This window comes from Azospirillum oleiclasticum, assembly GCF_013423485.1.
Classification (GTDB): Bacteria; Pseudomonadota; Alphaproteobacteria; order Azospirillales; family Azospirillaceae; genus Azospirillum; species Azospirillum oleiclasticum.
The window spans coordinates 164,202-187,849 of the sequence record NZ_JABFFR010000003.1 but is presented as its reverse complement, the minus strand read 5'-3'; the positions used below and the strand labels follow the sequence as shown (position 1 = coordinate 187,849).

General features: G+C 68.5%; 22 protein-coding genes and 2 tRNA genes. 17 read left to right on the top strand and 7 right to left on the bottom strand.

The window, feature by feature from the left end; translation table 11 throughout:
• Positions 1–112: 112 nt before the first annotated feature.
• From HL658_RS05950 to HL658_RS05940, 3 genes are all read right to left on the bottom strand, one after another.
• Positions 113–712: an NUDIX domain-containing protein gene (locus HL658_RS05950; protein WP_180281012.1), complete on the bottom strand. Its 600-nt coding sequence runs from the start codon at positions 710–712 to the stop codon at positions 113–115.
• A gap of 98 nt (positions 713–810) precedes the next feature.
• Positions 811–2,022: a pentapeptide repeat-containing protein gene (locus tag HL658_RS05945; protein WP_180281011.1), complete on the bottom strand. Its 1,212-nt coding sequence runs from the start codon at positions 2,020–2,022 to the stop codon at positions 811–813.
• A gap of 104 nt (positions 2,023–2,126) precedes the next feature.
• On the bottom strand, positions 2,127–3,128 hold the full coding sequence (locus HL658_RS05940; RefSeq protein ID WP_180281010.1) for a S1C family serine protease: 1,002 nt from the start codon (positions 3,126–3,128) through the stop codon (positions 2,127–2,129).
• Between the two features lie 135 nt (positions 3,129–3,263).
• On the opposite strand from HL658_RS05940, the gene HL658_RS05935 reads away from it, so the two are divergent.
• Positions 3,264–3,446, top strand: coding sequence for a hypothetical protein (locus HL658_RS05935; RefSeq protein WP_180281009.1), 183 nt, complete (start codon positions 3,264–3,266; stop codon positions 3,444–3,446).
• A gap of 97 nt (positions 3,447–3,543) precedes the next feature.
• Positions 3,544–3,783 carry a hypothetical protein gene (locus HL658_RS05930; protein WP_180281008.1) on the top strand — a complete coding sequence of 80 codons (240 nt, stop codon included), beginning with the start codon at positions 3,544–3,546 and terminating at the stop codon, positions 3,781–3,783.
• 64 nt (positions 3,784–3,847) lie between these two features.
• Here HL658_RS05930 and HL658_RS05925 read toward each other — a convergent pair.
• Together HL658_RS05925 and HL658_RS05920 are read right to left on the bottom strand one after the other, a co-directional pair.
• A tRNA-Asn gene (locus HL658_RS05925) sits at positions 3,848–3,922 on the bottom strand.
• A gap of 88 nt (positions 3,923–4,010) precedes the next feature.
• Positions 4,011–4,084 (bottom strand) — tRNA-Cys (locus HL658_RS05920).
• A gap of 140 nt (positions 4,085–4,224) precedes the next feature.
• Here HL658_RS05920 and HL658_RS05915 point away from each other — a divergent pair.
• The 5 genes from HL658_RS05915 to HL658_RS05895 all read left to right on the top strand — a co-directional run bounded on the left by HL658_RS05915 (position 4,225) and on the right by HL658_RS05895 (position 10,236).
• A complete protein-coding gene (locus tag HL658_RS05915) occupies positions 4,225–4,911 on the top strand; it encodes a protein-L-isoaspartate O-methyltransferase family protein (RefSeq protein ID WP_246337339.1) in 687 nt (228 codons plus the stop codon).
• 105 nt (positions 4,912–5,016) lie between these two features.
• The gene (locus HL658_RS05910; protein WP_180281007.1) at positions 5,017–5,343 is read left to right on the top strand and encodes a rhodanese-like domain-containing protein; all 327 of its coding nucleotides are present in this window, start codon (positions 5,017–5,019) and stop codon (positions 5,341–5,343) included.
• A gap of 10 nt (positions 5,344–5,353) precedes the next feature.
• Positions 5,354–6,736, top strand: a complete 1,383-nt coding sequence (locus HL658_RS05905; protein WP_246337338.1) for a TolC family outer membrane protein — start codon at positions 5,354–5,356, stop codon at positions 6,734–6,736.
• A gap of 96 nt (positions 6,737–6,832) precedes the next feature.
• Positions 6,833–7,546 (top strand): DUF2497 domain-containing protein, encoded by a 714-nt coding sequence (locus tag HL658_RS05900; protein ID WP_180281005.1) that lies wholly within the window; start codon positions 6,833–6,835, stop codon positions 7,544–7,546.
• A 41-nt stretch (positions 7,547–7,587) separates the two neighbouring features.
• Positions 7,588–10,236 (top strand): valine--tRNA ligase, encoded by a 2,649-nt coding sequence (locus HL658_RS05895; protein ID WP_180281004.1) that lies wholly within the window; start codon positions 7,588–7,590, stop codon positions 10,234–10,236.
• Between the two features lie 24 nt (positions 10,237–10,260).
• On the opposite strand, the gene HL658_RS05890 is transcribed toward HL658_RS05895, so the two are convergent.
• Positions 10,261–12,219: a methyl-accepting chemotaxis protein gene (locus HL658_RS05890; protein WP_180281003.1), complete on the bottom strand. Its 1,959-nt coding sequence runs from the start codon at positions 12,217–12,219 to the stop codon at positions 10,261–10,263.
• 152 nt (positions 12,220–12,371) lie between these two features.
• Between HL658_RS05890 and HL658_RS05885 the strand changes: the two genes are divergently transcribed.
• The 5 genes from HL658_RS05885 (at position 12,372) to HL658_RS05865 (ending at position 16,899) form a co-directional block, all read left to right on the top strand.
• Complete coding sequence (locus HL658_RS05885) at positions 12,372–13,169, top strand: YdcF family protein (protein ID WP_246337337.1); 798 nt, start codon at positions 12,372–12,374, stop codon at positions 13,167–13,169.
• 115 nt (positions 13,170–13,284) lie between these two features.
• Positions 13,285–14,211 carry a septal ring lytic transglycosylase RlpA family protein gene (locus HL658_RS05880; protein ID WP_180281002.1) on the top strand — a complete coding sequence of 309 codons (927 nt, stop codon included), beginning with the start codon at positions 13,285–13,287 and terminating at the stop codon, positions 14,209–14,211.
• Positions 14,212–14,287: 76 nt separating this feature from the next.
• The gene (locus HL658_RS05875; RefSeq protein WP_180281282.1) at positions 14,288–15,439 is read left to right on the top strand and encodes a D-alanyl-D-alanine carboxypeptidase family protein; all 1,152 of its coding nucleotides are present in this window, start codon (positions 14,288–14,290) and stop codon (positions 15,437–15,439) included.
• Positions 15,436–16,068: a dTMP kinase gene (tmk, locus tag HL658_RS05870; RefSeq protein WP_180281001.1), complete on the top strand. Its 633-nt coding sequence runs from the start codon at positions 15,436–15,438 to the stop codon at positions 16,066–16,068. Before HL658_RS05875 ends, tmk begins: the two co-directional genes overlap by 4 nt.
• 105 nt (positions 16,069–16,173) lie before the next feature.
• Positions 16,174–16,899 (top strand): class I SAM-dependent methyltransferase, encoded by a 726-nt coding sequence (locus HL658_RS05865; RefSeq protein ID WP_180281000.1) that lies wholly within the window; start codon positions 16,174–16,176, stop codon positions 16,897–16,899.
• Between the two features lie 38 nt (positions 16,900–16,937).
• Here the strand turns inward: HL658_RS05865 and HL658_RS05860 are convergent, their stop codons facing one another.
• Positions 16,938–17,636, bottom strand: a complete 699-nt coding sequence (locus HL658_RS05860; protein WP_180280999.1) for a type 1 glutamine amidotransferase family protein — start codon at positions 17,634–17,636, stop codon at positions 16,938–16,940.
• Between the two features lie 221 nt (positions 17,637–17,857).
• Here HL658_RS05860 and HL658_RS05855 point away from each other — a divergent pair, with 221 nt between their 5' ends.
• From HL658_RS05855 to HL658_RS05835, 5 genes are all read left to right on the top strand, one after another.
• Positions 17,858–18,991, top strand: coding sequence for a DNA polymerase III subunit delta' (locus HL658_RS05855; protein ID WP_180280998.1), 1,134 nt, complete (start codon positions 17,858–17,860; stop codon positions 18,989–18,991).
• Positions 18,992–19,046: 55 nt separating this feature from the next.
• Positions 19,047–20,600: a methionine--tRNA ligase gene (gene metG / locus HL658_RS05850; protein WP_180280997.1), complete on the top strand. Its 1,554-nt coding sequence runs from the start codon at positions 19,047–19,049 to the stop codon at positions 20,598–20,600.
• 3 nt (positions 20,601–20,603) lie between these two features.
• Entirely contained in the window at positions 20,604–21,401 is a 798-nt protein-coding gene (locus tag HL658_RS05845) for a TatD family hydrolase (protein WP_180280996.1), read from the top strand.
• 6 nt (positions 21,402–21,407) lie between these two features.
• Positions 21,408–22,184, top strand: coding sequence for an MBL fold metallo-hydrolase (locus HL658_RS05840; RefSeq protein ID WP_180280995.1), 777 nt, complete (start codon positions 21,408–21,410; stop codon positions 22,182–22,184).
• Positions 22,185–22,376: 192 nt separating this feature from the next.
• On the top strand, positions 22,377–23,648 hold the full coding sequence (locus HL658_RS05835; protein WP_180280994.1) for an urea ABC transporter substrate-binding protein: 1,272 nt from the start codon (positions 22,377–22,379) through the stop codon (positions 23,646–23,648).

Genomic DNA, 23,648 nt, shown 5'->3' with positions numbered 1-23,648 from the left:
CGTCCCTCTCTCTTATGTCCTGCCCTCAAACTATCGGAAGGCCGGGATCCTGTTCAAGGCGCGCCTGTGGAATGGCGGGGTTTCGCGAAGTCTGCGTGTGAAATTCGCAGGATCATGCCCAGCGCGCTTGCAACGCGTCCTTGTGGCGGGCGAGCCAGGCCAGGGCGATGATGGTGACGGAGTTGTTCAGGCGGTTCTCGTCCATCAGGCGGATCGCCGCGTCATAGGGCATGACGGTGATGCGGATGTCCTCATGCTCGTCGGGGCAGCCGCCTGTGGTTCCGACGGCGGCGCTGTCCACCCGCCCGCAGAACAGCGTGACCTTCTCGCTGAAGGCGCCGGGGCTGGGGAAATAGTCGCAGATGGTCTCCAGCGCCGTCACCTCGCAGCCGGCCTCCTCCCGAACCTCGCGGCGGGCGACCTCATCGGGTGCCTCGCCCTCCTCGATGATGCCGGCGACGATCTCGGTCAGCCAGGCGGGCCCGCCGCCGGCCGCGGCCCCGACCCGGAACTGCTCGATCATGACGAGGCTGTCGCGGCCCGGGTCGTAGAGCAGGACCGCGACGGCGTGGCCGCGCTCGCACACCTCGCGCACCACCACGTCGCTCCAGCTCCCGTCGAACTTGCGGTGGCGCAGGCGGTAGCGGTCGATCTGGAGGAAGCCTTTGCAGACCGTCTGCTTCTCGATGACCTCGATGTCGGGGTGGTCCATGCGCAGTGCTCCTTGGTCCGCCATTGCCAGGGCGGCAGCCTACGCCGGCCGGCGGGGCGGGGCCAAGCGGTGCGGATGGTGCGGGGGCGCCGTAGCCGTCAGGCCGGGGCGGAGGCCGCGGCCCGAGGCAGCTTGGCACCCTGGGTGTCGCTGCCGCGCAGCAGCGCCATGTTGACCCGCGCGCCGGTCAGGTCGGCGTGGCGCAGCATGGCGCCGCGGGCGCTGCGGCAGCGCAGGTCGGCGTCCACCAGCCGGGCACCCTGCAGGTTGGTGGGCCAGGGGCGGGAGAGATCGCCGCCGATGGCGATGTCGTCGAGCGCCGCCCCCTCCAGATTGGCCCCGGTCAGGTCGGCCCGGCGCAGCCCGCAGCCGGACAGGTCGGCGTCGCGCAGATCGGCCCCGGCCAGCCGGCTGTAGGCGAGGTCGGCCATGGTCAGGGTGGCGCCGGACAGGTCGGCACCGCTGAGGTCGCAGCGCTGGAGCCGGGCGGCCGACAGGTCCACCCCCGACAGTCGCGCACCGGCGAGGTCGGCCTGATCCAACTCCAGCCGCGCGCCCTGGGCGCCGCCGCTGTCCAGCCACGCGCGATGGCGGGCCACGAGCTCGGGCAGGCGGTCGATCACCGGGGTCAGGCTGGCGCGCGGGTCGATGCCCTGGTCGGCCAACAGGGCGGCCACCTGCTCGTCCAGATGCGCGCCCGACAGGATGGCGCCGGACAGCTTGGCGTTCTTCAGCGCCACACCGCTGAGATCGGTGGCGATCAGGATGGCGCCGCTGAGATCGGCGCCGCTGAGGTCGGCGTCCGCCAGCTCCGCCCCCGTCAGGTCGCAGTTCTCCAACCGCGAGCCGACGAGCAGGGCGCGGCCCAGCTTGGCGTCGATCATCTGGGTGTTGCGGCTCCAGGCCGGGTCGCGGGCACCGCGGTCGTTGCCGGTGCTGACCGCGCCCAGCACGCCGGTGCGCAGGTCCGCTCCCGACAGGTTCGCCTCCGCCAGGCTGGCGCCGTTGAAGTTGGCACCCCGCAGGTCGGCGCCCAGCAGGTTGGCGCCATCGAGGACGGCACCCTCCATCTCCGCCATCAGCAGGATGGACGCCTGGAGATCGGCGAGCGCCAGGTTGCTGCCGGACAGCGACGCGCCGACCAGCTTCGCGTTGCGCAGCACGCTGCGCGCCAGCGGCAGGCCGGAAAGATCGTAGAAGCTGAGGTCCGCCTGCCGCCCGCCCCTTCCGTTCACCCACTTGTGGTGGAACAGCAGGTGTTTGCGCACTTCCTCGATGTAGCCACGGCTGTGCTGGGTCGTCTGTGTCATCGGTCGGTGCGGCCTTCGGGGCGGGTCGGGACCCGCGGCGGGGCCAGTCTGCCACAATGGTGGGTCGCCGTCGCGCGAAAGGATGGGTGCAACGGCGCGACCGCTCAGAAGGTCGGGTTGAGCTTCAGGTGCTTGGTGCGGTCGCCGGAGGTGATGGTGACCGACTCCAGCGCCGGACCACGGATCACCTGGAGCGGCACCGCCACCCCGGCGTCCCCCATGCCCCACATGCGACGGTAGAACTCGGAAAGCGTGCCCACCCGCTGGCCGGACAGGCCCATGATCTGGTCGCCGGGGCGCAGGCCGGCCGCCTCGGCCGGGCTGTTGCGGGTCACACGTTGGATCAGCAGCCGGCCATTGTGCTCACGCAGGGTCAGGCCCAGCCACGGACGCGGCGGGTCCTGGCGGCGGCCATAGGCCAACAGGTCGCCCAGGATCGGCTGGAGCACGTCCACGGGCACGAACATGTTGCCGGGCATGGCGTGGTTGGGCACCGCCTCGCCCACGATCAGCGAGCCGATGCCGACCAGCCGGCCCTTCCCGTCGATCAGCGCCGCGCCGTTGAAGGCGGGGTGGGGCGGGGAGGTGAAGATGGCGCGGTCCAGCATGTACTCCCAATAGCCGGCGAACTCACGCCGGCTGACCACTCGCGTCGGCAGCGCCGGCGAGCCGCCGCCGCGGCTGAGCACGACGGCGGTGTCGCCCTCCTTCAAGGCGCCCGAGTCGCCAAGCCGAACCGGCGGCGCGTCGAAGCCGTAGCCGGCGCGCAGCAGGCCGAAGCCGCTGACATGGTCGTACGCCACGATGTCGGCGGGGTAGGCGCGGCCGTCGCCGGTGGTCACCTGCACCGAGGACGCTTCCATGATCGTGTAGCCGATGGTGACGATCAGCCCGTCACCGCCGATCACCACCCCCGTCCCCTCGCGTTCCGAGCCCAGCGTGCTGGACGACTGCGAATCCGGCGGCACCGTGGCGGTGACACGGACAACCGCCTTCAGCAGGGTCTCGGGATCGGGCACCTGGGCCCACACGGCGGTGGCCTGGAGCAGAAGAAACGCCAAAGCCCACGGGGCCGACCATTGGAGGAAACGCCGGGTGCGCGCCATCGCTCGAACCTCCGCCGCGGTTGTTCCATGAACATGACACCGCTAGGCACGCGATCAAGGGTTCGGACGGCGGAAAGGAAACATACGCTCGCCGCCGGACGTTGATGCGGGGACCGCAATGGAAGGACCGAACCCATGACCATCGACACTCTGGCGGACCTGGAGCGCGCCGTCGCCGAGTTCCAGAGGCTTCAGAACGCGCCGCACGGTTCGGCCGACGAGCGGCGCCGCCGTGAGCTGGACGCGCAGATCAAGGCCTTCGCCGTCCAGCACCCCGGCGACATGAGCCCCGGCAAGCCGGACGGATCGATCGCCTGACCGGCACCGGCCGGGCGCAAACAACCGGTCGACGGCGCGCGCCGTCCCGTTCGATAGTGGGCGGCATACGCCATCGGACAGGGGGGACGTCCGCACCATGAAACGCACCGACACCTGCTACACCTGCCGGTTCTGGGAAGGGCTGGGCATGCGCGGGCGGGGACCGAAAGGCGTGTGCCGCCGATTCCCGCCCGTGGTCACGCCCCGCAACCCGGACGGCCGGTTCCCGCTGACGCTGACCACCGACTGGTGCGGCGAATGGCGTCGCGAGACCGGGCAGGCGGGCGCCGAGACCGACACGCGGGACCGCACCATCTACGACGATCTCACCGGGTGAGGTGACGGTCCGGAAAAAAGAAAGGCCGGGAACCCGTTGCTGGATTCCCGGCCTTCTTCCTAATTGGCTCCGGCGGTTGGATTCGAACCAACGACCAACGGATTAACAGTCCGCTGCGCTACCGCTGCGCCACGCCGGATCAGAGGTGACGGCGTTTCTACTGATCCCGATCCCCCTCGTCAACCCGGAAATTTCGCTGTCCGCAAAAGACCGGAACCGGGAGGGGATGGAGGCACGGGCGGGAATCGAACCCACGTACACGGATTTGCAGTCCGCTGCATGACCACTCTGCCACCGCGCCACCGGGGAGCGCAGGTATAAGCGCGCTCCGCCCCGTTGGTCAAGCGGCGGTTCGTAGCAGGGCGCGGCGTTGTCTTCGCGGGCATTTGCCGATATATAGCCCGTGGCAGCACAGCCGCTCCGCCCGGCTGGGGGCCGCCCATGACGCAACAAGACGAACAAGCGACCGCCATGCCCGATTACGCCGCCGCCCGATTTCATATGGTCGAGTGTCAGGTCCGCCCCAACAAGGTGACCGACCAGCGTCTCGTAGACTCCATGATGGAAGTCCCGCGAGAGCTGTTCGTGCCCAAGGCCGCGCGCGGCATCGCCTATGTCGATGACGAGATCGCGATCGGTCCGGGGCGCTTCCTGCTGGAGCCGATGGTCTTCGCCCGCATGCTTCAGGCGGCGGAGCTGAAATCGACCGACGTGGTGCTCGACATCGGCTGCGGCACCGGCTACTCGACCGCGGTCATCGCGCGCATCGCCGCGACCGTGGTCGGCATCGAATCGGATGCGGCCCTGGCGCAGCAGGCGACCTCCGCGCTGGGCGAGGTGGGTGCGGACAACGCCATCGTCATCAACGCACCGACCACCGCCGGCTACCCGGCGCAGGCCCCCTACGACGTGATCGTCTTCAACGGCACGGTGGCGGAGGTGCCGGCCGGCATCGCCGACCAGCTCGCCGAGGGCGGGCGGATGGTCGCCGCCGTCCTGGGAACCCGCGGCGTGGGGGAGGTCAAGCTGTTCCGGCGCGAGGGCGGCGTGCTGTCGTCGCGGGTGCTGTTCGAAGCCAAGCCGCCGCTGCTGCCGGGCTTCGAGCCGAAACCGGTGTTCGAATTCTGAGATCACGTCCGCCGGAGGGGCGGCGGACGGTGGCGTCGGCGGGGAACCGGCCTCATACTCGTCGCGGCGAGCGTGCCAACCATAAATAGGGGAAGGCGGGGGACCATGTCCGTGCCGATGGAGATCGAGGTCGAACGGCTGGACGCTATGCGGCGGGCCGGTGAGGACCACGTGCTTCTGGATGTCCGCGAACCGTGGGAGACGGATCTGGTGTCCGTCGAGGGGAGCTTGCCGATTCCCATGCGCATGCTTCCCGGCCACGTCGCGGAACTTCCCAGGGACAAGCCCGTGGTGGTGATGTGTCATCATGGGGGGCGTAGCGCGCAGGTCATGATGTGGCTGCGCGAACAGGGCTTCGACCAGGCAACCAATCTGAGCGGGGGTATCGATGCCTGGGCGCGGCGGATCGATCCGGACATGAGGACCTATTGAGATGAGTCGAATGAGCCCCTTCGCGCGCCGGCTTCTGGCGACCGCGCTGGTCCTGGGTGCCGCTGCCCTGGTGCCGGTGGGCGGCGCCTCGGCGCAGACGCTGGAACAGGCGCTGGCCCAGGCCTACCAGACCAACCCCAGCTTGGCCGCCCAGCGTGCCCGGCTGCGGGCCGTGGACGAATCCGTGCCGCAGGCGCTGGCCGGTTACCGGCCGACGGCGCGCGTGACCGCGGGTGTCACGCGCTCGGCCGGCAACAGCACGGCGCCTGGTATCGAATCCGGGTCGCAGAACAACGCCAAGGCCGTCTCCGGCTCGCTCTCGCAGCCGCTCTACGACGCCACCGTCACCCCGGCGGTCAGGCGGGCGGAAAGTCTGGTGCAGGCGCAACGGGCGACCCTGCTGGCGTCGGAGCAGCAGGTGCTGCTGAACGCCGCCACCGCCTATCTGGACGTGGTGCAGAACCAGGCGGTGCTGGCGCTGTCGGTCAACAACGAGCAGGTGCTGCGGCGCCAGCTCGATGCGTCGCGCGACCGCTTCCGCGTCGGTGAATACACCCGCACCGACGTCGCCCAGTCCGAGTCACGCTTGGCCGGCGCCGTCGCGTCACGCATCCAGGCGGACGGCACGCTCCAGGCGTCGCGCGCCACCTACGAGCGCGTGGTCGGTGCCCGTCCGGGCGAGCTGAAGGCGCCGCGGCCGAAGTTCCGGCTGCCGTCCAACCTCGACGATCTGGTCGAGCTGGCGCGCGCCAACAACCCGAACGTGCTCTCCGCCAGCTTCAACGAGGCGGCGCAGCGCCACACCATCGACCAGCAGTACGGCCGGCTGCTGCCGTCCGCCAGTCTGGGTCTCAGCGCGTCGCGCACCTACGATCCGGGCCGCAGCAGCGGCATCGATCTGGACCGCACCGACAGCCTGCAGATCACCGCCCAGGTGGTGATTCCGCTCTACCAGGCGGGCCTGCCGGAGTCGTTGACCCGTGAGGCCAAACAGACGGCGAACCAGTACCGCATCCAGATCGACGACACCCGCCAGCAGGTGACCGAGTCGGCGGTCAGCGCTTGGCAGTCCCTGCAGACCGCGCGCGCCAACGTCGAATCGTTCCAGTCGCAGATCAACGCCTCCCGCATCGCGCTGGAAGGCGTCCGACAGGAGGCGCAGGTGGGATCCCGCACGGTTCTCGACGTGCTTGACCAGGAGCAGGAGCTGCTGAACGCCCGCGTCAATCTCGTCCGCGCGCAGCGCAACGAGCAGGTGGCGGCCTTCACCATCCTGTCCGCCATCGGCCAGCTCACCGCGCGGCAGCTCGGGCTGTCGGTCGAGTATTACGACGCCAGCGCCAATTACGACCAGGTGCGCGACAAGTGGATCGGCACGGGAATCCCGAAGTGAGCCGATGGGCAGGTACCGGCGCGGCTCCGCCGGGTGGCTTTTCCGGCACGCCTGCCCTAGTGTCGGCCTGCGGGTCAGTGTTCCGGGTTTGCCACGATGAGTGACAAAGGTCAGCAAGAGCCGTCGATGGAGGAGATTCTCGCCTCCATCCGGCGAATCATTTCGGAGGATGGTGACGCGGGCGGCAAGCCGGAAGCCGCCGCGGCGCCACCGCCTCCGCCACCACCCCCGCCGCCGATGGCGGCTCCTCCGCCTCCGCCGCCGCCTCCCCCGATGATGATGCGGGACGAGGAGGAGGACGATGATGTCCTGGAACTGACCCAGATGGTCCAGGACGACGGGTCCGTGGTGGATGTCGATGACGGGAACGACGACGACTTCGACCCGTGGCGGGCGGCGCAGCAACCGGCCTTTCCCGAGCCGCTTGCCGAGCCGGAGCCGGACCCGTTCATGCCGCCTCCTCCGCCACCTCCGCCGCCGCCGCGACGGAGCATGCCCTCCTTCGAGGATCTGGAGGACGACGATCCGCCGCCGCGGCCCCGCCAGCGGGCGCGCGGTTTCGACGACGGCCTGATCTCCCGCCACACCGCAGACGTGGCGTCGCAGCACTTCACGCATCTGGCGCGCCAGTTGGGCGACGACCTGTCGATCGGCCCGATGCCGATCGGCATCCGCACGGTCGAGGATGTGGTGCGCGAGTTGCTGCGTCCGCTCCTGAAGGAGTGGCTGGACGAGAACCTTCCCACCGTTGTGGAGCGGCTGGTCCAGCAGGAGATCGATCGCATGATGCGCCAGAACCGGAAATTTTAACACTAGCAAGCGCTTGCTGAGTTGAACGAAAGCCCGATGTGATGTTGGAAAAGACGTACCGGCCGGCCGAGGTCGAGGAGAAGCATTACCGTCTGTGGGAAGAGGCCGGCGCCTTCACGGCCGACGTACGGTCGAACGCGGTTCCCTACACCATCATGATGCCGCCGCCGAACGTCACCGGCAGCCTGCACATGGGCCATGCCCTGACCTTCACGCTGCAGGATGTGCTGGTCCGCTACAACCGCATGCGCGGCCGCGACGCGCTGTGGCAGCCGGGCACCGACCACGCCGGCATCGCCACCCAGATGGTGGTGGAGCGCAATCTGGCGAAGGAGGGCGTCGCCCGCCACGATCTCGGCCGCGACCGCTTCATCGACAAGGTGTGGGAGTGGAAGGCCGAATCGGGCGGCACCATCACCCGCCAGCTCCGCCGGCTCGGCGCCTCGCCCGACTGGGCGCGCGAGCGCTTCACCATGGACGAGGGTCTCAACCGCGCCGTCCGCAAGGTGTTCGTGGACCTGCACCGGCAGGGGCTGATCTACCGCGACAAGCGGCTGGTCAACTGGGACCCCAAGATGCACACCGCGATCTCCGACCTGGAGGTCGAGCAGCGGGAGATCAAGGGCAACCTCTGGCACTTCCGCTACCCGCTGGAGGGCGAGCCCGACCGCTTCATCGTCGTGGCGACCACCCGGCCGGAGACGATGCTGGGCGACACCGCCGTCGCCGTGCATCCGGAGGATGAGCGGTACAAGGACCTGATCGGCCGCAACGTGGTGCTGCCGCTGGTCGGCCGCCTGATACCCATCGTCGGCGACGAGTATGCCGATCCGGAGACCGGATCGGGTGCCGTGAAGATCACCCCCGCCCACGACTTCAACGACTTCGAGGTCGGCAAGCGGGCAGGGGTTGCGGCCATCAACATCATGGACCGCGACGCCCGGCTGAACGAGAACGTGCCGGAGCCCTACCGCGGCCTCGACCGCTACGAAGCGCGCAAGCGTGTGGTGGCGGACCTGGAAGCGCTTGAGCTCGTGGAGAAGATCGAGCCGCACACCCACATGGTGCCGCACGGCGACCGTTCCGGCGTGGCGATCGAGCCCTGGCTGACCGACCAGTGGTATGTGGACGCCGCCACCCTCGCCAAGCCCGCCATCGAGGCGGTGGAGACCGGGCGCACGGTGTTCGTGCCCAGGAGCTGGGAGAACACCTATTTCGAGTGGATGCGCAACATCCAGCCCTGGTGCATCAGCCGCCAGATCTGGTGGGGCCATCAGATCCCCGCCTGGTACGCGCCAGACGGCAGCGTCTTCGTCGAGGAGACGGAGGAGGCTGCGCACGCCGCCGCCCGCGCCAGGTTCGGCGAGGATGTGGCGCTGACCCGCGACGCCGACGTGCTGGACACCTGGTTCTCGTCGGCCCTCTGGCCCTTCTCGACGTTGGGCTGGCCGGAGGAGACGCCGGAGCTGGCGCGCTACTACCCGTCCGACGTGCTGGTCACCGGATTCGACATCATCTTCTTCTGGGTCGCCCGGATGATGATGATGGGTCTGCACTTCATGGGTGACGTGCCGTTCCGCACCGTCTACATCCACGCCCTGGTGCGCGACGAGCGCGGGCAGAAGATGTCGAAGTCGAAGGGCAACATCATCGACCCGCTGGACCTGATCAACGAGTACGGCACCGACGCGCTGCGCTTCACGCTCGCGGCCATGGCGGCGCAGGGGCGCGACATCAAGCTGGCGGTGAACCGGGTCGAAGGCTACCGCAACTTCGCGACGAAGCTGTGGAACGCCGCCCGTTACTGCCAGATGAACGGCTGCGTTCCGGTGGCGGGATTCGCCCCCACCGGCCTGACCCAGACCGTCAACCGCTGGATCGTCGGCGAGCTGGCGGAGACCGCCGGCAAGGTGGCCGAGGCCATCGACGCCTACAAGTTCAACGAGGCGGCGGGGGCGCTCTACCAGTTCACCTGGGGCACCTTCTGCGACTGGTACCTGGAGTTCACCAAGCCCATCCTGAACGGCACCGACGAGGCCGCGCAGGCGGAGACGCGGGCCACCACGGCCTGGGTCCTGGACGAGATCCTGCACCTGCTGCACCCGCTGATGCCCTTCATCACCGAGGAGCTGTGGGAGCAGCTGTCCGCCGAGCGCACGGGCAAGCTGATCTCCGCCGACTGGCCGGAGCATGGCGCCGCCCTTCAGGACCCGGCGGCGCGCGACGAGATGAACTGGGTGGTGCGGCTGATCTCGTCGGTCCGCTCCATGCGTTCGGAGATGAACGTGCCGCCGTCGGCCCAGATCGCGCTGCTGCTGAAGGACGCGGGGCCGGAGACGCTGCGCCGTCTCGACACCCATCGCGACCTGATCCTGCGCATGGCCCGGCTCGAGTCCGTCGCGCCGCTGGAGGGAGCCGTGCCCAAGAGCGCGGTGCAGGCGGTGCTGGGCGAGACGACGCTGATCCTGCCGCTTGAGGGGATCGTCGATCTGGCGAAGGAACGCGCCCGCCTGACCAAGGAAATCCAGAAGCTCGACGGCGAGATCACTAAGACCGAGGCCAAGCTGGGCAACGAACAGTTCGTCGCCAAGGCCCCGGAGGAGGTCATCGAGGAGCAGCGGGAGCGGCTGGACGCGGCCAAACAGGCCCGCGACAAGCTGCGTGCCGCGCTGGCGATGCTGGGGGCGTGAGCCCCCGGCGCGTCGGCCGGCTGCTCACACGCTGATCGACTGAACGAAGCGATCGGCGTCCGCCTCAAGCTGCTTGAACTCCTCGGAGAGCTGGGCGGCGGAGTAGATCATTTCCAGGGCGGCCTTGCCGGTCTCGGCCGAGGTGATCGCCATCGTGCTGACGCTGTCGGACACCTCCTGCGAGTTGTCCGACGCGCGTCCGACTGCGTTGACGATCTCGCGCGTCTGTTCGAGCTGCCGGCCGACGGCGGTGGAGACCTCGCGCGACAGGCCGTCCACCTCCTCGATGGTGGAGCGGATGGAGCGGATGGCGTCCACCACGTCGCCGGTGGCGGTCTGGATGGCGACCACCTGGCCGGAAATCTCGTGCGTCGCCGCCGCCGTCTGGTTGGCCAGCGTCTTCACCTCCGACGCCACGACGGCGAAGCCCTTGCCCGCGTTGCCGGCGCGGGCCGCCTCGATGGTCGCGTTCAGGGCCAGCAGGTTGGTCTGTGCGGCGATGCGGTTGATCAGGTCCACGATCTCGCCGATGCGCTGGGAGCTTTCGGTCAGGGCCTGCACGGCGACGTCGCTGCCGCGGGCGTGGGCCACGGCGCGTTGCACGGCGGTGCCGGCGTCGTTCACGCGTTCGCCGATGTCGCCGATGGAGCCGGTCAGCGTCTGCGACACGGTGTTCACGATGCCCACCACCTCCGCCGTCTGCTCGGCCTTGTGGGCGGTGTCCATGGCCTGCTCGCGGATCTTGTCGGCGGTGTCGCGCAGGATGTAGGCGCCGGCGCGGATCTGCTCGGCGGCGCTGCCGACGGTGTTCAGCACGCGGCCGAAGGCATGGTCGAAGTCCTGGGCGACCGCGCGCAGGGCGGTCTTGCGCTCCTCCTCGGCACGGCGCTCGGCCTCGCGCGCCTCGACTTCCAGCTCGTGCGTCTTCTGAAGATTGTCCTTGAACACCTGGACGGCGCGGGCCATCGCGCCGATCTCGTCCCGCCGGTCGGTGCCGGGGACCACCGCCGCCCGGTCGCCGGAGGCGAGCCGTTCCATCACCCCCTCGATCCGCCGCAGCGGCCCGGTGATGCTGCGCGCCACGAACAGGCTGATCGTCAGGAACAGCGGCAGCAGCACCGCACCGGCCACGAGAATGCTGTGGACCACCTCGTCGCGCACGCTGTTCTGGGTCTCCACTGCGGTGACCATGCCCGCGGTGCCTTGTTCCAGAAGCGCCTCGAACCGGGGCCCGAGCGCCTGGAATTCCTCGGTAAAGGATTGAACATCGGCCCGGAAGGCCTTGGTGGCCTCCACGAATTTCCCGAGCTCCGAGCGGTAGCCGCGGGCCATCTTCTCCAGCTTCGTCTGGGTCGCCATGTCCAGACCGGAGTCGGACAGGAAGAAGGAGAACTCGTTGAACGCCTTGCGGTGCCCGGACAGGAGGGACTCGTCGTTGTAGATGATGAAGTCCTTCTCCATCTTCCGCATGGATTCCATGCGGCTGATCAGCTTGTCGGCGTTGGGCCACTGCTTCAGCTCGTCCTCGATGGCGCGTGCCGATCCGCGCAGCGCGCCGCGCAGACCATCATCGTCGGTCAGGCCGAGGACCGTCGCCCCCTTGACCACGGCATCGAACCGCTCCTTCAGCGACGCGAGGCCGGCGGTCACCGCCTCCAGATCGGAGCTTTGCACCAGCGCACCGGCGGTGTCGGCGATCTCCGTCAGCAGGCCGGCGATTTCGGCGCGGTTGCGGTCGAACTGCCCGGCGGCCCCGGTGTCGCGCTCGCTCACGAAGCGCAGTGCCTGGAAGCGCAGGCGGCTGGCACGGCGCTCGACACCCGCGGTGCGCTCGTAGAGCTGGCGGTACTGCTCCAGCGCCGCGGTCGCCGTGAAGACGCGTTGGGCGCCCGTCACCACCACGCCGCCCAGCAAGCCAATGGTCAGCAGTGCGGCGACGACCAGCGCGCCGATGCGCGTTCCGATGTTAAGGTTCGACACCATGGATCGTTCACCGTTCGCCAGGACAGTCCGAGACCGCGCGTTCCGGCGACGCCGGCCGGAGCGTTACCGGCGCAGCAAATACTAACTTGACGTCCGTTCCATTTCGGATTTGTGACGGCATTGTTGCAGCCAACGCACCGAGGGAAAGCGCCTTGTCCTTTGCCTTGTCGAAGATACTCTGGTCGCTGGTGATGCCGGGTAACCTGCTGGCGCTTCTGCTGGCCGTGGGCGCCGTGCTGCTCTTCGCCGGCAACCGGCTCCGGCGGCTGGGGCGGTGGCTGGTCGCCGCCGCGGCGGTCGCCTTCGCGATGCTTCTCGTCACCCCCGTGGGGGACTGGGCGGCCCGCCCGCTGGAGGAACGGTTCGCCCGCCCGGCGCTGCCGGATCGGGTGGACGGCATCATCATGCTCGGTGGGGCGGTGGACCCGATGATGGCCGCCAGCAGGGGCGAGCCGTCGGTGAACCAATCGACCGAGCGAATCCTGGCCTTCGTTGAACTGGCGCGGCGCTATCCGGACGCCCGGCTGGTGTCCTCCGGCGGATCGGGCCTGCTGCGGCATCCCGACGCCAAGGAGGACGCGGTGGTGCGGGCGGTGTTCGGGCAGATCGGCTTCGATACGGGCCGCGTGCTGTTCGAGACCGAGTCGCGCAACACCTGGGAGAACGCGCTGTTCAGCCGCGATCTGGTGAAGCCGGAGCCGGGGGAGGTGTGGCTCCTCGTCACTTCGGCCCTGCACATGCCGCGCTCGGTCGGCATCTTCCGCCGGATCGGCTGGCCGGTGATCCCGTACCCCGTCGATTACCGGAGCTTCGACGCCGCCGCCCCCTACGCGGGATTCGAGGTGGAGCGGACGCTGGTGCTGGTCACCGCGGCTGTCCGGGAGTGGATCGGGCTGGCCGCCTACCGGCTGATGGACCGCACCCCAGGCCTGTTTCCGGGCGCGGAGTAACCTTTTTCCGACCGCCGCCGCGGGGGCTGCCTGCGGCATTGGCGGTTCGTTCGTGTCTTTAGTAGAGTGCCGCCACCACATCTTGAGAGGTACGTGCATGCGGTGCGGGCAGGGAATGCGGGCGGCCATCGTTCTGGCGGGTGCGCTGTCGCTGCTGGCCTGCGCGCAGCAGCCACCATCCGGGGACGGCGGGTTGCCGCGCAGCGGCATCTACAAAGTCGGCAAGCCCTATCAGGTGAACGGCGTCTGGTACTACCCGGCGGAGGATTACGCCTACGACGAGACGGGCATCGCGTCCTGGTACGGGCCGGGCTTCCACACCAAGGCCACGGCCAACGGTGAGCCCTACGACGAGAACGAGATGACCGCCGCCCACAAGACGCTGCCCATGCCCAGCATGGTGCGGGTCACCAACCTGGACAACGGCCGCTCCGTCGTGGTGCGCATCAACGACCGTGGCCCCTTCAAGCCCGGCCGCGTCATCGACCTGTCGCGGCGCGGCGCGCAGCTGCTGAGTTTCGAGGGGACGGGAACGGCCAAGGTGCGGGTGCAGATCATGGCGGAGGAGAGCCGCCAGCTCGCCGCCGCCGCCCGTCGCAACACCCCCGCGACCATCCTGGCCGAAACCGAGGGGCCGGCCCCTCGGCCGGCACCGCGTGCCCGTGTCGAGGTCGCGACCGCCACCGCCGCACCGCCGCCCGCCGTCTCCGCCGTCAACGCGCCAGTTCCGCCGCCGACCACGGTCGCCGGGGCGGAGGTGGGGGGCCGCTTCCTGCCGTCGCCGGTGGTGGTCGATACGCCCGTGCGCCGCAGGGGCAACATCTATGTCCAGGCCGGTGCCTTCACGGTTCAGGAGAACGCCAACAAGGTGCGCGGCCGCGTGTCACCCTTCGGCAGCGCGCAAGTGGCGCCGGCGGTGGTCAACGGGCAGCGCTTCTACCGCGTGCGCGTCGGCCCGCTGGCCGATGTGGAGCGCGCCGACGGCGTGCTGACCCAGATTCTCCAATCCGGCCTCACGGAAGCCAAAATCGTTGTGGACTGAACGGGGTGAAGGTCCGATTCCTGTATCACCCCCTCGGGAGCCCCCGTCGTTGCTGAGCATCACGAAGGACACCACCATGCCCGCTGCCCGGAACCGCCTTGCCGTCGTGCTGGTGGCCGCACTGGCCGCGACCAGCGTCACCGCGCGCGCGTCGGCCGCCTCGCTCGACACCATCGCCCGCCAGGCGATCCTGATCGACCAGACGACCCACACCGTGCTGTTCGAGAAGAACGCCGACCAGCGCATGCCGCCGTCCTCGATGAGCAAGATCATGACCATGTACATGGTCTTCGAGGCTCTGAAGGAGGGGCGCCTGTCGCTCGACCACACGCTTCCGGTCAGCGAGCGGGCGTGGCGCATGCAGGGCTCGAAGATGTTTGTGGAGCTGAACAACGTCATCAAGGTCGATGATCTGATCAAGGGCGTGATCATCCAGTCCGGCAACGATGCCTGCATCGTGCTGGCCGAAGGATTGGCCGGGTCCGAGCCCGCCTTCGCCGAGCGGATGAACCAGCGCGCCAAGGAACTCGGGCTGACCGGCACCAATCTCGTCAACTCCACCGGCTGGCCCGACCCTAACCATTACATGACCGCCCGCGATCTCTCGATCCTGGCGGAGCACCTGATCGAGGATTACCCGCAATACTACCACTACTATTCGATGCGGGAGTTCACCTACCACGGCATCAAGCAGGGCAACCGCAACCCGCTGCTCTACCGCAACATCGGCGTCGACGGCATGAAGACCGGACACACCGACGCCGCCGGCTACGGGCTGACCGCGTCGGCCGAGCGTGACGGGCGGCGGCTGATCCTGGTGGTCAACGGGCTGCCCAGCATGCAGGCCCGCGCCGACGAGTCGGCGCGCCTCATCGAGTGGGGTTTCCGCGAATTCGACACCTACGCGCTGTTCAAGGCCGGCGATACCATCGAGCAGGTGGACACGTGGCTCGGTGCTTCGGACAAGGTGCCGGTCACTGTCGCCAGTGATCTGAAGGTCACGCTGGCGCGGGCCGACCGGCCGAACATGAAGGTGTCGCTGGTCACCGAGTCGCCGGTGCCGGCGCCCATCAGGAAGGGCGACCGCGTGGGCAAGCTGGTCATCAGCGGACCTGGCTTTCCCACCAAGGAGGTCCCGGTGGTTGCCGCCACCGACGTGGAGAAGCTCGGCGTCTTCGGGCGCATCTTCGCGGCGGCCAAGTATCTCGTGCTCGGAACCGGATCGTGACGCGCGGGCGCTTCGTCACGCTGGAGGGCGGGGAAGGGGCCGGGAAGAGCACCCAGCTCCGCCGTCTTGCCGAAACGCTGGAGGCCCGCGGCATCGATCCGGTGACCACGCGGGAACCCGGCGGCTCGCCGGGGGCGGAGGAGATCCGCCGCCTGCTGGTGGATGGCGAGCCCGGCCGCTGGGGGGCGATGACCGAAGCGCTGTTGCACACCGCCGCCCGCCGCGACCATCTGGAGCGCACGGTGTGGCCGGCGCTCGACGCCGGCCAATGGGTGCTGTGCGACCGCTTCTACGACAGCACCATGGCCTATCAGGGCTATGGGCTGGGGCTCGGGCGCGAGACGATCGGGTCGCTGCAGCGTCTGGCGCTCGGCGACTTCGCCCCGGACCTGACGGTCATCCTTGATCTTCCGGTGGAGGAAGGACTGGCCCGCGCCGCGTCACGGCCGGGAGCCGAGGACCGGTACGAGCGGATGGACCGGGCCTTCCACGAGCGGCTGCGCGCCGGTTTCCTCGACATCGCCGCGCGGGAGCCGGGGCGCTGCGTGGTGGTCGACGCGCGAGGGACGGAGGATGCGGTGCAGGCTGCCGTTGTCTCGGTGGTCGAACGCCTCCTACCACCCCGCTAGGGGATGTGTTGGACAAGCCGCCGCTCAGGGGTGTCGTCCAGTTGCACAAGGGTTGTCTCTGCACGTATTCTACAAACACAGATGAACTGCGACTGAGGCACGATTGTGCTGCTTGCTTCCTTGACCCGCAATGACCTTCTCACGATGCTCCCACCCGGCGGAGAAGTGGCTGAAATCGGTGTGGCGAAGGGCGAATTTTCGCGGCTCATTCTGGATGTCGTCAATCCTCACAAGCTTCATCTGATCGATCCTTGGGAGCATCAAAATCGCGACGACTACCTGGACGACCCAAACAATGTCAGCGAGACCGGTCACACCCAGCGTTACAACAAAATTCTTCTGAACTTCTCGGCCGAAATCGCCGCAGGAAAAATCTGTGTTCACCGAGCTTATTCCAGCGACGCCGTTGGGCGCTTCAGCGACAAGCAACTTGACTGGGTTTATATCGACGGCATTCACACTTATGAAGGAGCCTACCGGGACCTCTGCGACTACTCACCGAAGATAAAAGAAAATGGCTTCATAATCGGACATGATTATACCAACAACATGACAGCCACGCATTGGGGCTTCGGAGTTGTGGAAGCGGTCAATCGCTTCGTGGTGGAGCACAATTGGACATTCCTGCTGCTGACATGGGAAAACTACCCCACTTACGTCCTGACACGCGACCCAGGCTGCTACGAGGCAAGGTTGCTTCTGACGAAACTTTTCAAGATTGCGCCATACATCGTCGATCTCAAAGATTTTCCAGGCGGATGCACATTCACTCATCCGGCCTACAGGATTGATGATCAGTACTATGTCATACCGACGTTCAGTCGAGATTGACCAACCTTCCGCCGGATTAGGATACAGTCAAAGCCGAATTAATCGACGCGGCCGACTTGGGCGATCTCGCCGGCGCGCAGCTTCTCCATGAGGCGCTGTTCGAATCCGGGCTCGCGGCCGATGTTCACGCCGAGGTCCCGCAGCTTCTGGTTCTCGATCATGTCGGAGCCGGTGGCCACCTGGACGCCGGGATGGCCGAGCGGCATCGGAAGGCCGCCGGTTGCCTTCACCGCGTCCGGTACCTTGATGTTCAGCTGGATTTCCCGCTCGCGGACCATGTCGGCGTAGGTCTCCTCCCAGGTGCGCAGGCGCGGCTCGTTCCGCCGCTTGTCGATGGCGACGAGCTCCGCCTTCTCGTCGTCGGTCAGCGTCGCCTGGCGGTCCTCGGTGTAGCGTCGCTGCCGCACGTCGGTGAGCGCCAGATCGAGCGCGCTTTCCACGGTGTGGGTGGTGATCGTCCCCTCATTGTGCAGCTCGATCAGGCGGTTGCGCGTCTTTTCTCCAAGCGCGCTGAAAGCCGCCAGATGGTCCCGGTCCATGTCCAGAAGGAGCGGGGTCACGGATACGGTGTCGGTGGCGCGCCGCGGTGCACCCGCGTCCGGTGCGGTGGCGGTCTGCCGGTATGCCGAAGATGCGGCGGCCGGACGGTTCACCTCCGCCATCGATGCGACCCGCTGGATCGACTGCATCTGCTCCGGCGACAGTCTGGCGACCGTGACGTTGGCGAAGTGCAGCATGATCGTCCCCCAATCGCTTGATTGTGCGGCCAACTGCAATCCGTGGACCAGTGACGGAGGCCTTGCCGTGCAAGCCATCTGCCGCGGCGGCGCAACCGAATCGACCCCTGGATCGGGAAGCATCGTTCCAGTACCCGGTCATTTCTGCCGCCCCCGGTGCCGTTTGACCCCTGGCGGACGATGGGCCAAAGTGCCGTGATGAACGACACGCCACGACCGCCATGCCCCCGGTAGGCAGGCAACCCCGCCAGCCCGAGCCTTCTGCGCCCGAAGACCCCGCCGCCCCGCGTCGCAACCCCGACCTCGTCGGACACGGCGAGGCGGAGCGGACGCTGTTGGACGCCTGGAACTCCGGCCGGCTGCCGCACGCTTGGCTGATCGGCGGGCCGCCCGGCATCGGCAAGGCGACGCTGGCCTTCCGTTTCGCCCGCTTCGTGCTGACGCAGGGGGCCGCCGATGCGCGGGACGCCGGGTTGTTCGGCGCGGCCGCGCCGCCGACGAGTCTGCGCACCGACCCCGCCGCCCCGGTTTTCCGTCGCGTCTCCTCCGCGGGGCACGCGGATCTGCTGACGGTGGAACGCCAGAGGGACGAGAAGCGCGACCGGTTGAAGCGCGACATCGCCGTGGACGATGTGCGGAAGATCGCCCCCTTCCTGCATCGCACGGCCGCGGAGGGTGGCTGGAGGGTGGCGGTGATCGACGGCGCCGACCGCATGAACGCCAGTGGCTTGAACGCCGTTTTGAAGATTCTGGAGGAGCCGCCGCCTGGGGCCCTGCTGCTGCTGGTCAGTGACAACCCGGGCGGCATGCTGCCCACCATCCGCTCCCGCTGCCGCAAGCTGACCCTGGCGCCGCTGTCGGAGGAGACGGTGGTGGATCTGCTCGGCCGCTACCGCCCCGAGTTGCCGGAGGACGCGCGCCCGGCGCTGGCGCGGCTGGCGGAGGGCAGCGTCGGCCGGGCGATGGCGCTGGCCGACGCCGGCGGGCTCGACCTCTACCGGCAGATGGTCGGGCTGCTGTCCGGCCTGCCGCGGCTCGACATACCCGCCGCCCACGCCTTCGCCGACGGGCTGACGCGCAAGCAGGACGACGGGCTGTTCGAGACGGCGACGGAACTGCTGGTCTGGTGGCTCGCCCGCTTCGCCCGCGCGCTGGCCCGCGGCGTGTGGCCGGCGGAGGTGGTACCGGGGGAGGTGGCGCTGATGGCACGGCTGGCCGGGGCGCGCGGCCTTGATCGCTGGGTTGAGGTGTGGGAAAAGGTCCAGCGCCTGTTCGCGCGCGCGGAATCGGCCAATCTCGACCGGAAGCAGGTGGTGCTGAACGCCTTGCTGACGCTGGAGGCCGCGGCCACTTGATCATTGAGGGGAGCGGCGTCGCGCCGCCCGTCGCAGTCCGGGGAGAGCACCCATTATGGCCGGGTCGAAGACCTACTACCTGACCACGCCCATCTATTACGTGAACGACGTGCCGCACATCGGCCACGCCTACACGACGCTCGCCTGCGACGTGCTCGCCCGCTTCATGCGTCTGGACGGTTACGACGTCAAGTTCCTCACCGGCACCGACGAGCATGGGCAGAAGGTGGAGAAGTCGGCGCAGGCCGCCGGTGTCGATCCGCAGGCCTTCACCGACCGGGTGTCGCAGAATTTCCGCGACCTTGTCGGGGTGATGGACTACTCCAACGACGATTTCATCCGCACGACCGAGCCGCGCCATGTGGCCTCCGTGCAGGCGCTGTGGACGCGGCTGGTGGAGGCGGGTGACATCTATCTCGGGTCCTACGCCGGCTGGTATTCCGTGCGCGACGAGGCCTTCTACGGGACGGACGAGCTGCGCGACGGCCCGAACGGGAAGAAGATCGCCCCCACCGGGGCCGAGTGCGAGTGGGTGGAGGAGCCGTCCTACTTCTTCCGCCTGTCGGCCTGGCAGGACCGGCTGCTCGCCTTCTACGACGCCAACCCCGACTTCATCCTGCCGCCCGGCAAGCGCAACGAGGTGGTCGCCTTCGTGAAGGGCGGGCTGCAGGACCTGTCGGTCAGCCGCACCACCTTCAAATGGGGCATCCCGGTTCCCGGCGACGACGCCCACATCATGTATGTGTGGCTGGACGCGCTGACCAACTACATCACCGCCGTCGGCTACCCGCAGACGGAGGGCGGCGAGTTCGCCAAATACTGGCCGGCCGACCTGCACATGGTGGGCAAGGACATCCTGCGCTTCCACGCCGTCTACTGGCCGGCTTTTCTGATGGCCGCCGGGCTCCAGCCGCCCAAGCGCGTGTTCGCGCACGGCTGGTGGACGATCGAAGGCCAGAAGATGTCCAAGTCCCTGGGCAACGTCATCGCCCCGGAGACGCTGGTGAAGACCTACGGGCTCGACCAGACCCGCTATTTCCTGCTGCGCGAGGTGCCCTTCGGCAACGACGGCGACTTCTCGCACGCCGCCATGGTGCGGCGGATCAATTCGGAGCTGGCGAACGACTACGGCAACCTCGTGCAGCGGGTGCTGTCGATGATCGGCAAGAATTGCGGCGCCCAGGTGCCGCAGCCCGGTCCCTTCACCGAGGCCGACGAGGCGCTGCTGGGCCGCGCCCGCGCTCTGCTGGGCACGCTGCGGGCGGAGATCGGGGTGCAGGCCTTCCACAAGGCGCTGGACGCGGTGTGGGCCGTGGTCGGCGACGCCAACCGCTATGTGGACGAACAGGCCCCCTGGGCGCTCAAGAAGACCGATCCCGCGCGCATGGCGACCGTGCTGTACGTGCTGGCCGAGACCATCCGCCACCTCGCCATCCTGACCCAGCCGGTGATGCCGGCCGCGTCGTCCCGCATCCTCGACCAGTTGGCGCTGGGGCCGGACGCCCGCGGCTTCGACCGGCTGGGGCAGGGTGGGGCGCTGGTCCCCGGCACGGCCCTGCCGGCCCCGCAGGGCGTGTTCCCGCGCTACGTCGAAGAACCGAAGACCTGATCCATGCTCGTTGACAGCCACTGCCACCTCGATTTCCCCGACTACGCCGAGGATCTGGACGCCACGGTGGAGCGCGCCCGCGCCGCGGGCGTGGTGCGGATGGTCACCATCTGCACCCACCTCTCGCGGTTCGACCAGGTCCGCCGGATCGCCGAGCGCTACGACGACGTGCTGTGCACGCTGGGCGTCCACCCGCACAACGCCGGCGAGGAGCTGGCCGAGGCGACGGAGGAGCGGCTGGTCGCCCTGTCCCGCCACCCCAAGGTGATCGGGCTGGGCGAGACCGGGCTCGATTACTTCTACGACCGCAGCCCGCGCGAGGCGCAGCAGGAGAGCTTCCGCCGGCACATCCGTGCCTGCCTGGAAACCGGCCTGCCGCTGATCGTCCACACCCGCGACGCCGACGAGGACACCATGCGGATCATCCGCGAGGAAGCCTCCGGCAGCGCGCTGAAGGGGTTGCTGCACTGCTTCAGCTCCGGGCGGCAACTGGCTGAACAGGCGGTGGAATTCGGCCTGTACCTGTCGCTGTCGGGGATCGTGACCTTCAAGAAGTCGGAGGACCTGAGGGGCATCGTCGCCGACGTGCCGCTCGACCGCATCCTGGTGGAGACGGACGCGCCGTTCCTGGCGCCGCTGCCGTTCCGCGGCAAGCGCAACGAGCCGTCCTACGTCGCCCACACCGCGGCCGTCGTCGCCGCGGTCAAGGGGGTGGACGCGGGCGAACTGGCGCGGCGGACGACCGACAATTTCTTCCGGCTGTTCGACCGCGCGGTTCCGCCGCCGGCTTTGGCGGCCTGACCGGCGATGCGCGTCACGGTCCTGGGCTGCGGCGGGTCGGCTGGCGTTCCGGTGGTTGGCAACAACTGGGGCGACTGCGACCCGGCCGAGCCCAGGAACCGCCGGCTGCGGCCGTCGGTGCTGGTGGAGCAGGGCAGGGCCGCCGTGCTGGTCGACACCACGCCGGACCTACGCGAACAGCTTCTGACCGCGGACGTGCGTCGGCTCGACGCGGTGCTGTGGACGCACCAGCACGCCGACCATTCGCACGGCATCGACGAGCTGCGCGAGATCTGCCGGATGATGGGCCATGGGCTGGACGCGTACGGCTTGCCCGAGCATCTGGAGGAGCTGAACCGCCGCTTCGGCTATTGCTTCGAGCCGCTGCCACAGGGTGCGCCGGTCTACCGGCCGGTGCTGATCCCGCACAGGGTGGACGGGCCGTTCGAGGTGGCCGGCCTGCCCGTGCGGCCGTTCCTTCAGGACCACGGCTATTCCCGGACGCTGGGCTACCGGTTCGGGAGCTTCGCCTATTCGACCGACGTCGTGCGGCTGGACGAGGACGCGTTCGAAGCGCTCGCCGGTGTTGATGTCTGGGTCGTGGACTGCGTCCGCGAGGCGCCGGAGCATTCCGTGCACGCGCACTTGCCGCTGACGCTGTCCTGGATCGACCGGGTGCGTCCGAAGCGAGCGTACCTCACGCACATGAACCACACCATGGATTACGCCTCGCTGCGCCGGAAGCTGCCGGCGGGCGTCGAGCCGGCCTATGACGGGCTGGTCATCGAGCTGCCGGACGCCTGAGCACGGGCGCCCTGCTCCGCCGGTGGCTTTATTTTCCATAATCTTGCTTATATGACTCTTGGCGCGTTGTAGCTGGCGTATGGCGAGCGTCATTCCGATAGTGTCACGGGCCTGCGGCACGCTGCGGGTTGTAAAATGACCCGCCTTGGCTGATGATCGTTCCGCTCCAGTCACCGGATCGCCTGCCCGTCCATGCTCCGCCGCCGCGCACTCGCCCTCCTTGCGGCCGGTCTCTCCGGCGGTGCAGCCGTTTGGGCGGCACTCGGCGGCACCAGTGAACGTGCGCCGATCCGCGTCGGTGTGCTCCATTCGCTGACCGGCACCATGGCGATCAGCGAGCGCGCGGTGGCGGACGCGACCCTGCTCGGTGTGGACGCGATCAACGCCGCCGGCGGCCTTCTGGGCGGCCGGACGATCGTACCGGTCGTCGCCGACGGCGCATCCGTTCCCGACATCTTCGCCCGGGAGGCCGAGCGGCTGATCCTGCGCGACAAGGTGTCGGTCATCTTCGGCTGCTGGACATCCGCCAGCCGCCGCACCACGCTGCCGGTCCTGGAGCAGCAGAACCACCTGCTCTTCTACCCCGTCGGTTACGAGGGGCTGGAGATGTCGCCGGCCGTGATCCACACGGGCGCCGCGCCGAACCAGCAGATCCTGCCGGCGGTCAAATGGGCGATGGACCATCTGGGGACCAGCTTCTTCCTGGTCGGGTCGGACGAGGTGTACGCTCGCACGGCCGCCGCCATCATCATGGACCAGGTCGCGGCTCTCGGCGGCGTGGTGGTCGGCGAGGAGTACGCGCCGCTGGGCGACACGGACTTCCGCACCATCGTCCGCCGCGTCGTCGGCACTCAGCCGGCGGTCATCCTGAACATGGTGGAGGGTGACAGCAACATCGCCTTCTTCAGCGCGCTGCGCGCCGCCGGCGTCGGCGCGGCGACCATGCCGACGCTGTCCTTCGCGCTGACGGAAAACGAGATCCAGGCGATGGACCGGTCCCTCGTGGCTGGCGACTACATCGCGCTCAACTATTTCCAGAGCATCGACAATCCGGAGAACCGCCGCTTCGTCCAGCAGTTCCAGGCGCGCTTCGGGGCCAACCGCGCGGTCGGCGACCCGATGCAAGCGGCCTTCTCCGGGGTGCATCTGTGGGCCCAGGCGGTGGAGCAGGCGGGGACCGAGGCCGTCCGTGCCGTCCGCGACACGGTGAAGAATCAGAGTTACGCCGCTCCCGGCGGCGTCATCTACGTCGATCCGGAAACCCAGCATTGCTGGAAGGCGGTGCGCATCGGGCGCATCCGGCCGAACGGCCAGGTCGACGTCATGTGGAACTCCGACAAGCCGGTCCGCCCGGTGCCCTACCCCACCCACCGCACCAGGGACGATTGGGACCAACTCATCGCGCGCATGCAGTCGGGATGGGGCGGCCGTTGGAGCGCCCCCGACCCCATCCGGCGGTCGTGA

What these genes read in the sequence shown, in the direction of transcription:
- HL658_RS05950 (WP_180281012.1), bottom strand. Translation starts at nt 712, where the DNA reads ATGGACCACCCCGACATCGAGGTCATCGAGAAGCAGACGGTCTGCAAA.
- HL658_RS05945 (WP_180281011.1), bottom strand. Translation starts at nt 2,022, where the DNA reads ATGACACAGACGACCCAGCACAGCCGTGGCTACATCGAGGAAGTGCGC.
- HL658_RS05940 (WP_180281010.1), bottom strand. Translation starts at nt 3,128, where the DNA reads ATGGCGCGCACCCGGCGTTTCCTCCAATGGTCGGCCCCGTGGGCTTTG.
- HL658_RS05935 (WP_180281009.1), top strand. Translation starts at nt 3,264, where the DNA reads ATGACCATCGACACTCTGGCGGACCTGGAGCGCGCCGTCGCCGAGTTC.
- HL658_RS05930 (WP_180281008.1), top strand. Translation starts at nt 3,544, where the DNA reads ATGAAACGCACCGACACCTGCTACACCTGCCGGTTCTGGGAAGGGCTG.
- HL658_RS05915 (WP_246337339.1), top strand. Translation starts at nt 4,225, where the DNA reads ATGACGCAACAAGACGAACAAGCGACCGCCATGCCCGATTACGCCGCC.
- HL658_RS05910 (WP_180281007.1), top strand. Translation starts at nt 5,017, where the DNA reads ATGTCCGTGCCGATGGAGATCGAGGTCGAACGGCTGGACGCTATGCGG.
- HL658_RS05905 (WP_246337338.1), top strand. Translation starts at nt 5,354, where the DNA reads ATGAGCCCCTTCGCGCGCCGGCTTCTGGCGACCGCGCTGGTCCTGGGT.
- HL658_RS05900 (WP_180281005.1), top strand. Translation starts at nt 6,833, where the DNA reads ATGAGTGACAAAGGTCAGCAAGAGCCGTCGATGGAGGAGATTCTCGCC.
- HL658_RS05895 (WP_180281004.1), top strand. Translation starts at nt 7,588, where the DNA reads ATGTTGGAAAAGACGTACCGGCCGGCCGAGGTCGAGGAGAAGCATTAC.
- HL658_RS05890 (WP_180281003.1), bottom strand. Translation starts at nt 12,219, where the DNA reads ATGGTGTCGAACCTTAACATCGGAACGCGCATCGGCGCGCTGGTCGTC.
- HL658_RS05880 (WP_180281002.1), top strand. Translation starts at nt 13,285, where the DNA reads ATGCGGGCGGCCATCGTTCTGGCGGGTGCGCTGTCGCTGCTGGCCTGC.
- HL658_RS05875 (WP_180281282.1), top strand. Translation starts at nt 14,288, where the DNA reads ATGCCCGCTGCCCGGAACCGCCTTGCCGTCGTGCTGGTGGCCGCACTG.
- HL658_RS05860 (WP_180280999.1), bottom strand. Translation starts at nt 17,636, where the DNA reads ATGCTGCACTTCGCCAACGTCACGGTCGCCAGACTGTCGCCGGAGCAG.
- HL658_RS05855 (WP_180280998.1), top strand. Translation starts at nt 17,858, where the DNA reads ATGCCCCCGGTAGGCAGGCAACCCCGCCAGCCCGAGCCTTCTGCGCCC.
- metG (WP_180280997.1), top strand. Translation starts at nt 19,047, where the DNA reads ATGGCCGGGTCGAAGACCTACTACCTGACCACGCCCATCTATTACGTG.
- HL658_RS05845 (WP_180280996.1), top strand. Translation starts at nt 20,604, where the DNA reads ATGCTCGTTGACAGCCACTGCCACCTCGATTTCCCCGACTACGCCGAG.
- HL658_RS05840 (WP_180280995.1), top strand. Translation starts at nt 21,408, where the DNA reads ATGCGCGTCACGGTCCTGGGCTGCGGCGGGTCGGCTGGCGTTCCGGTG.
- HL658_RS05835 (WP_180280994.1), top strand. Translation starts at nt 22,377, where the DNA reads ATGCTCCGCCGCCGCGCACTCGCCCTCCTTGCGGCCGGTCTCTCCGGC.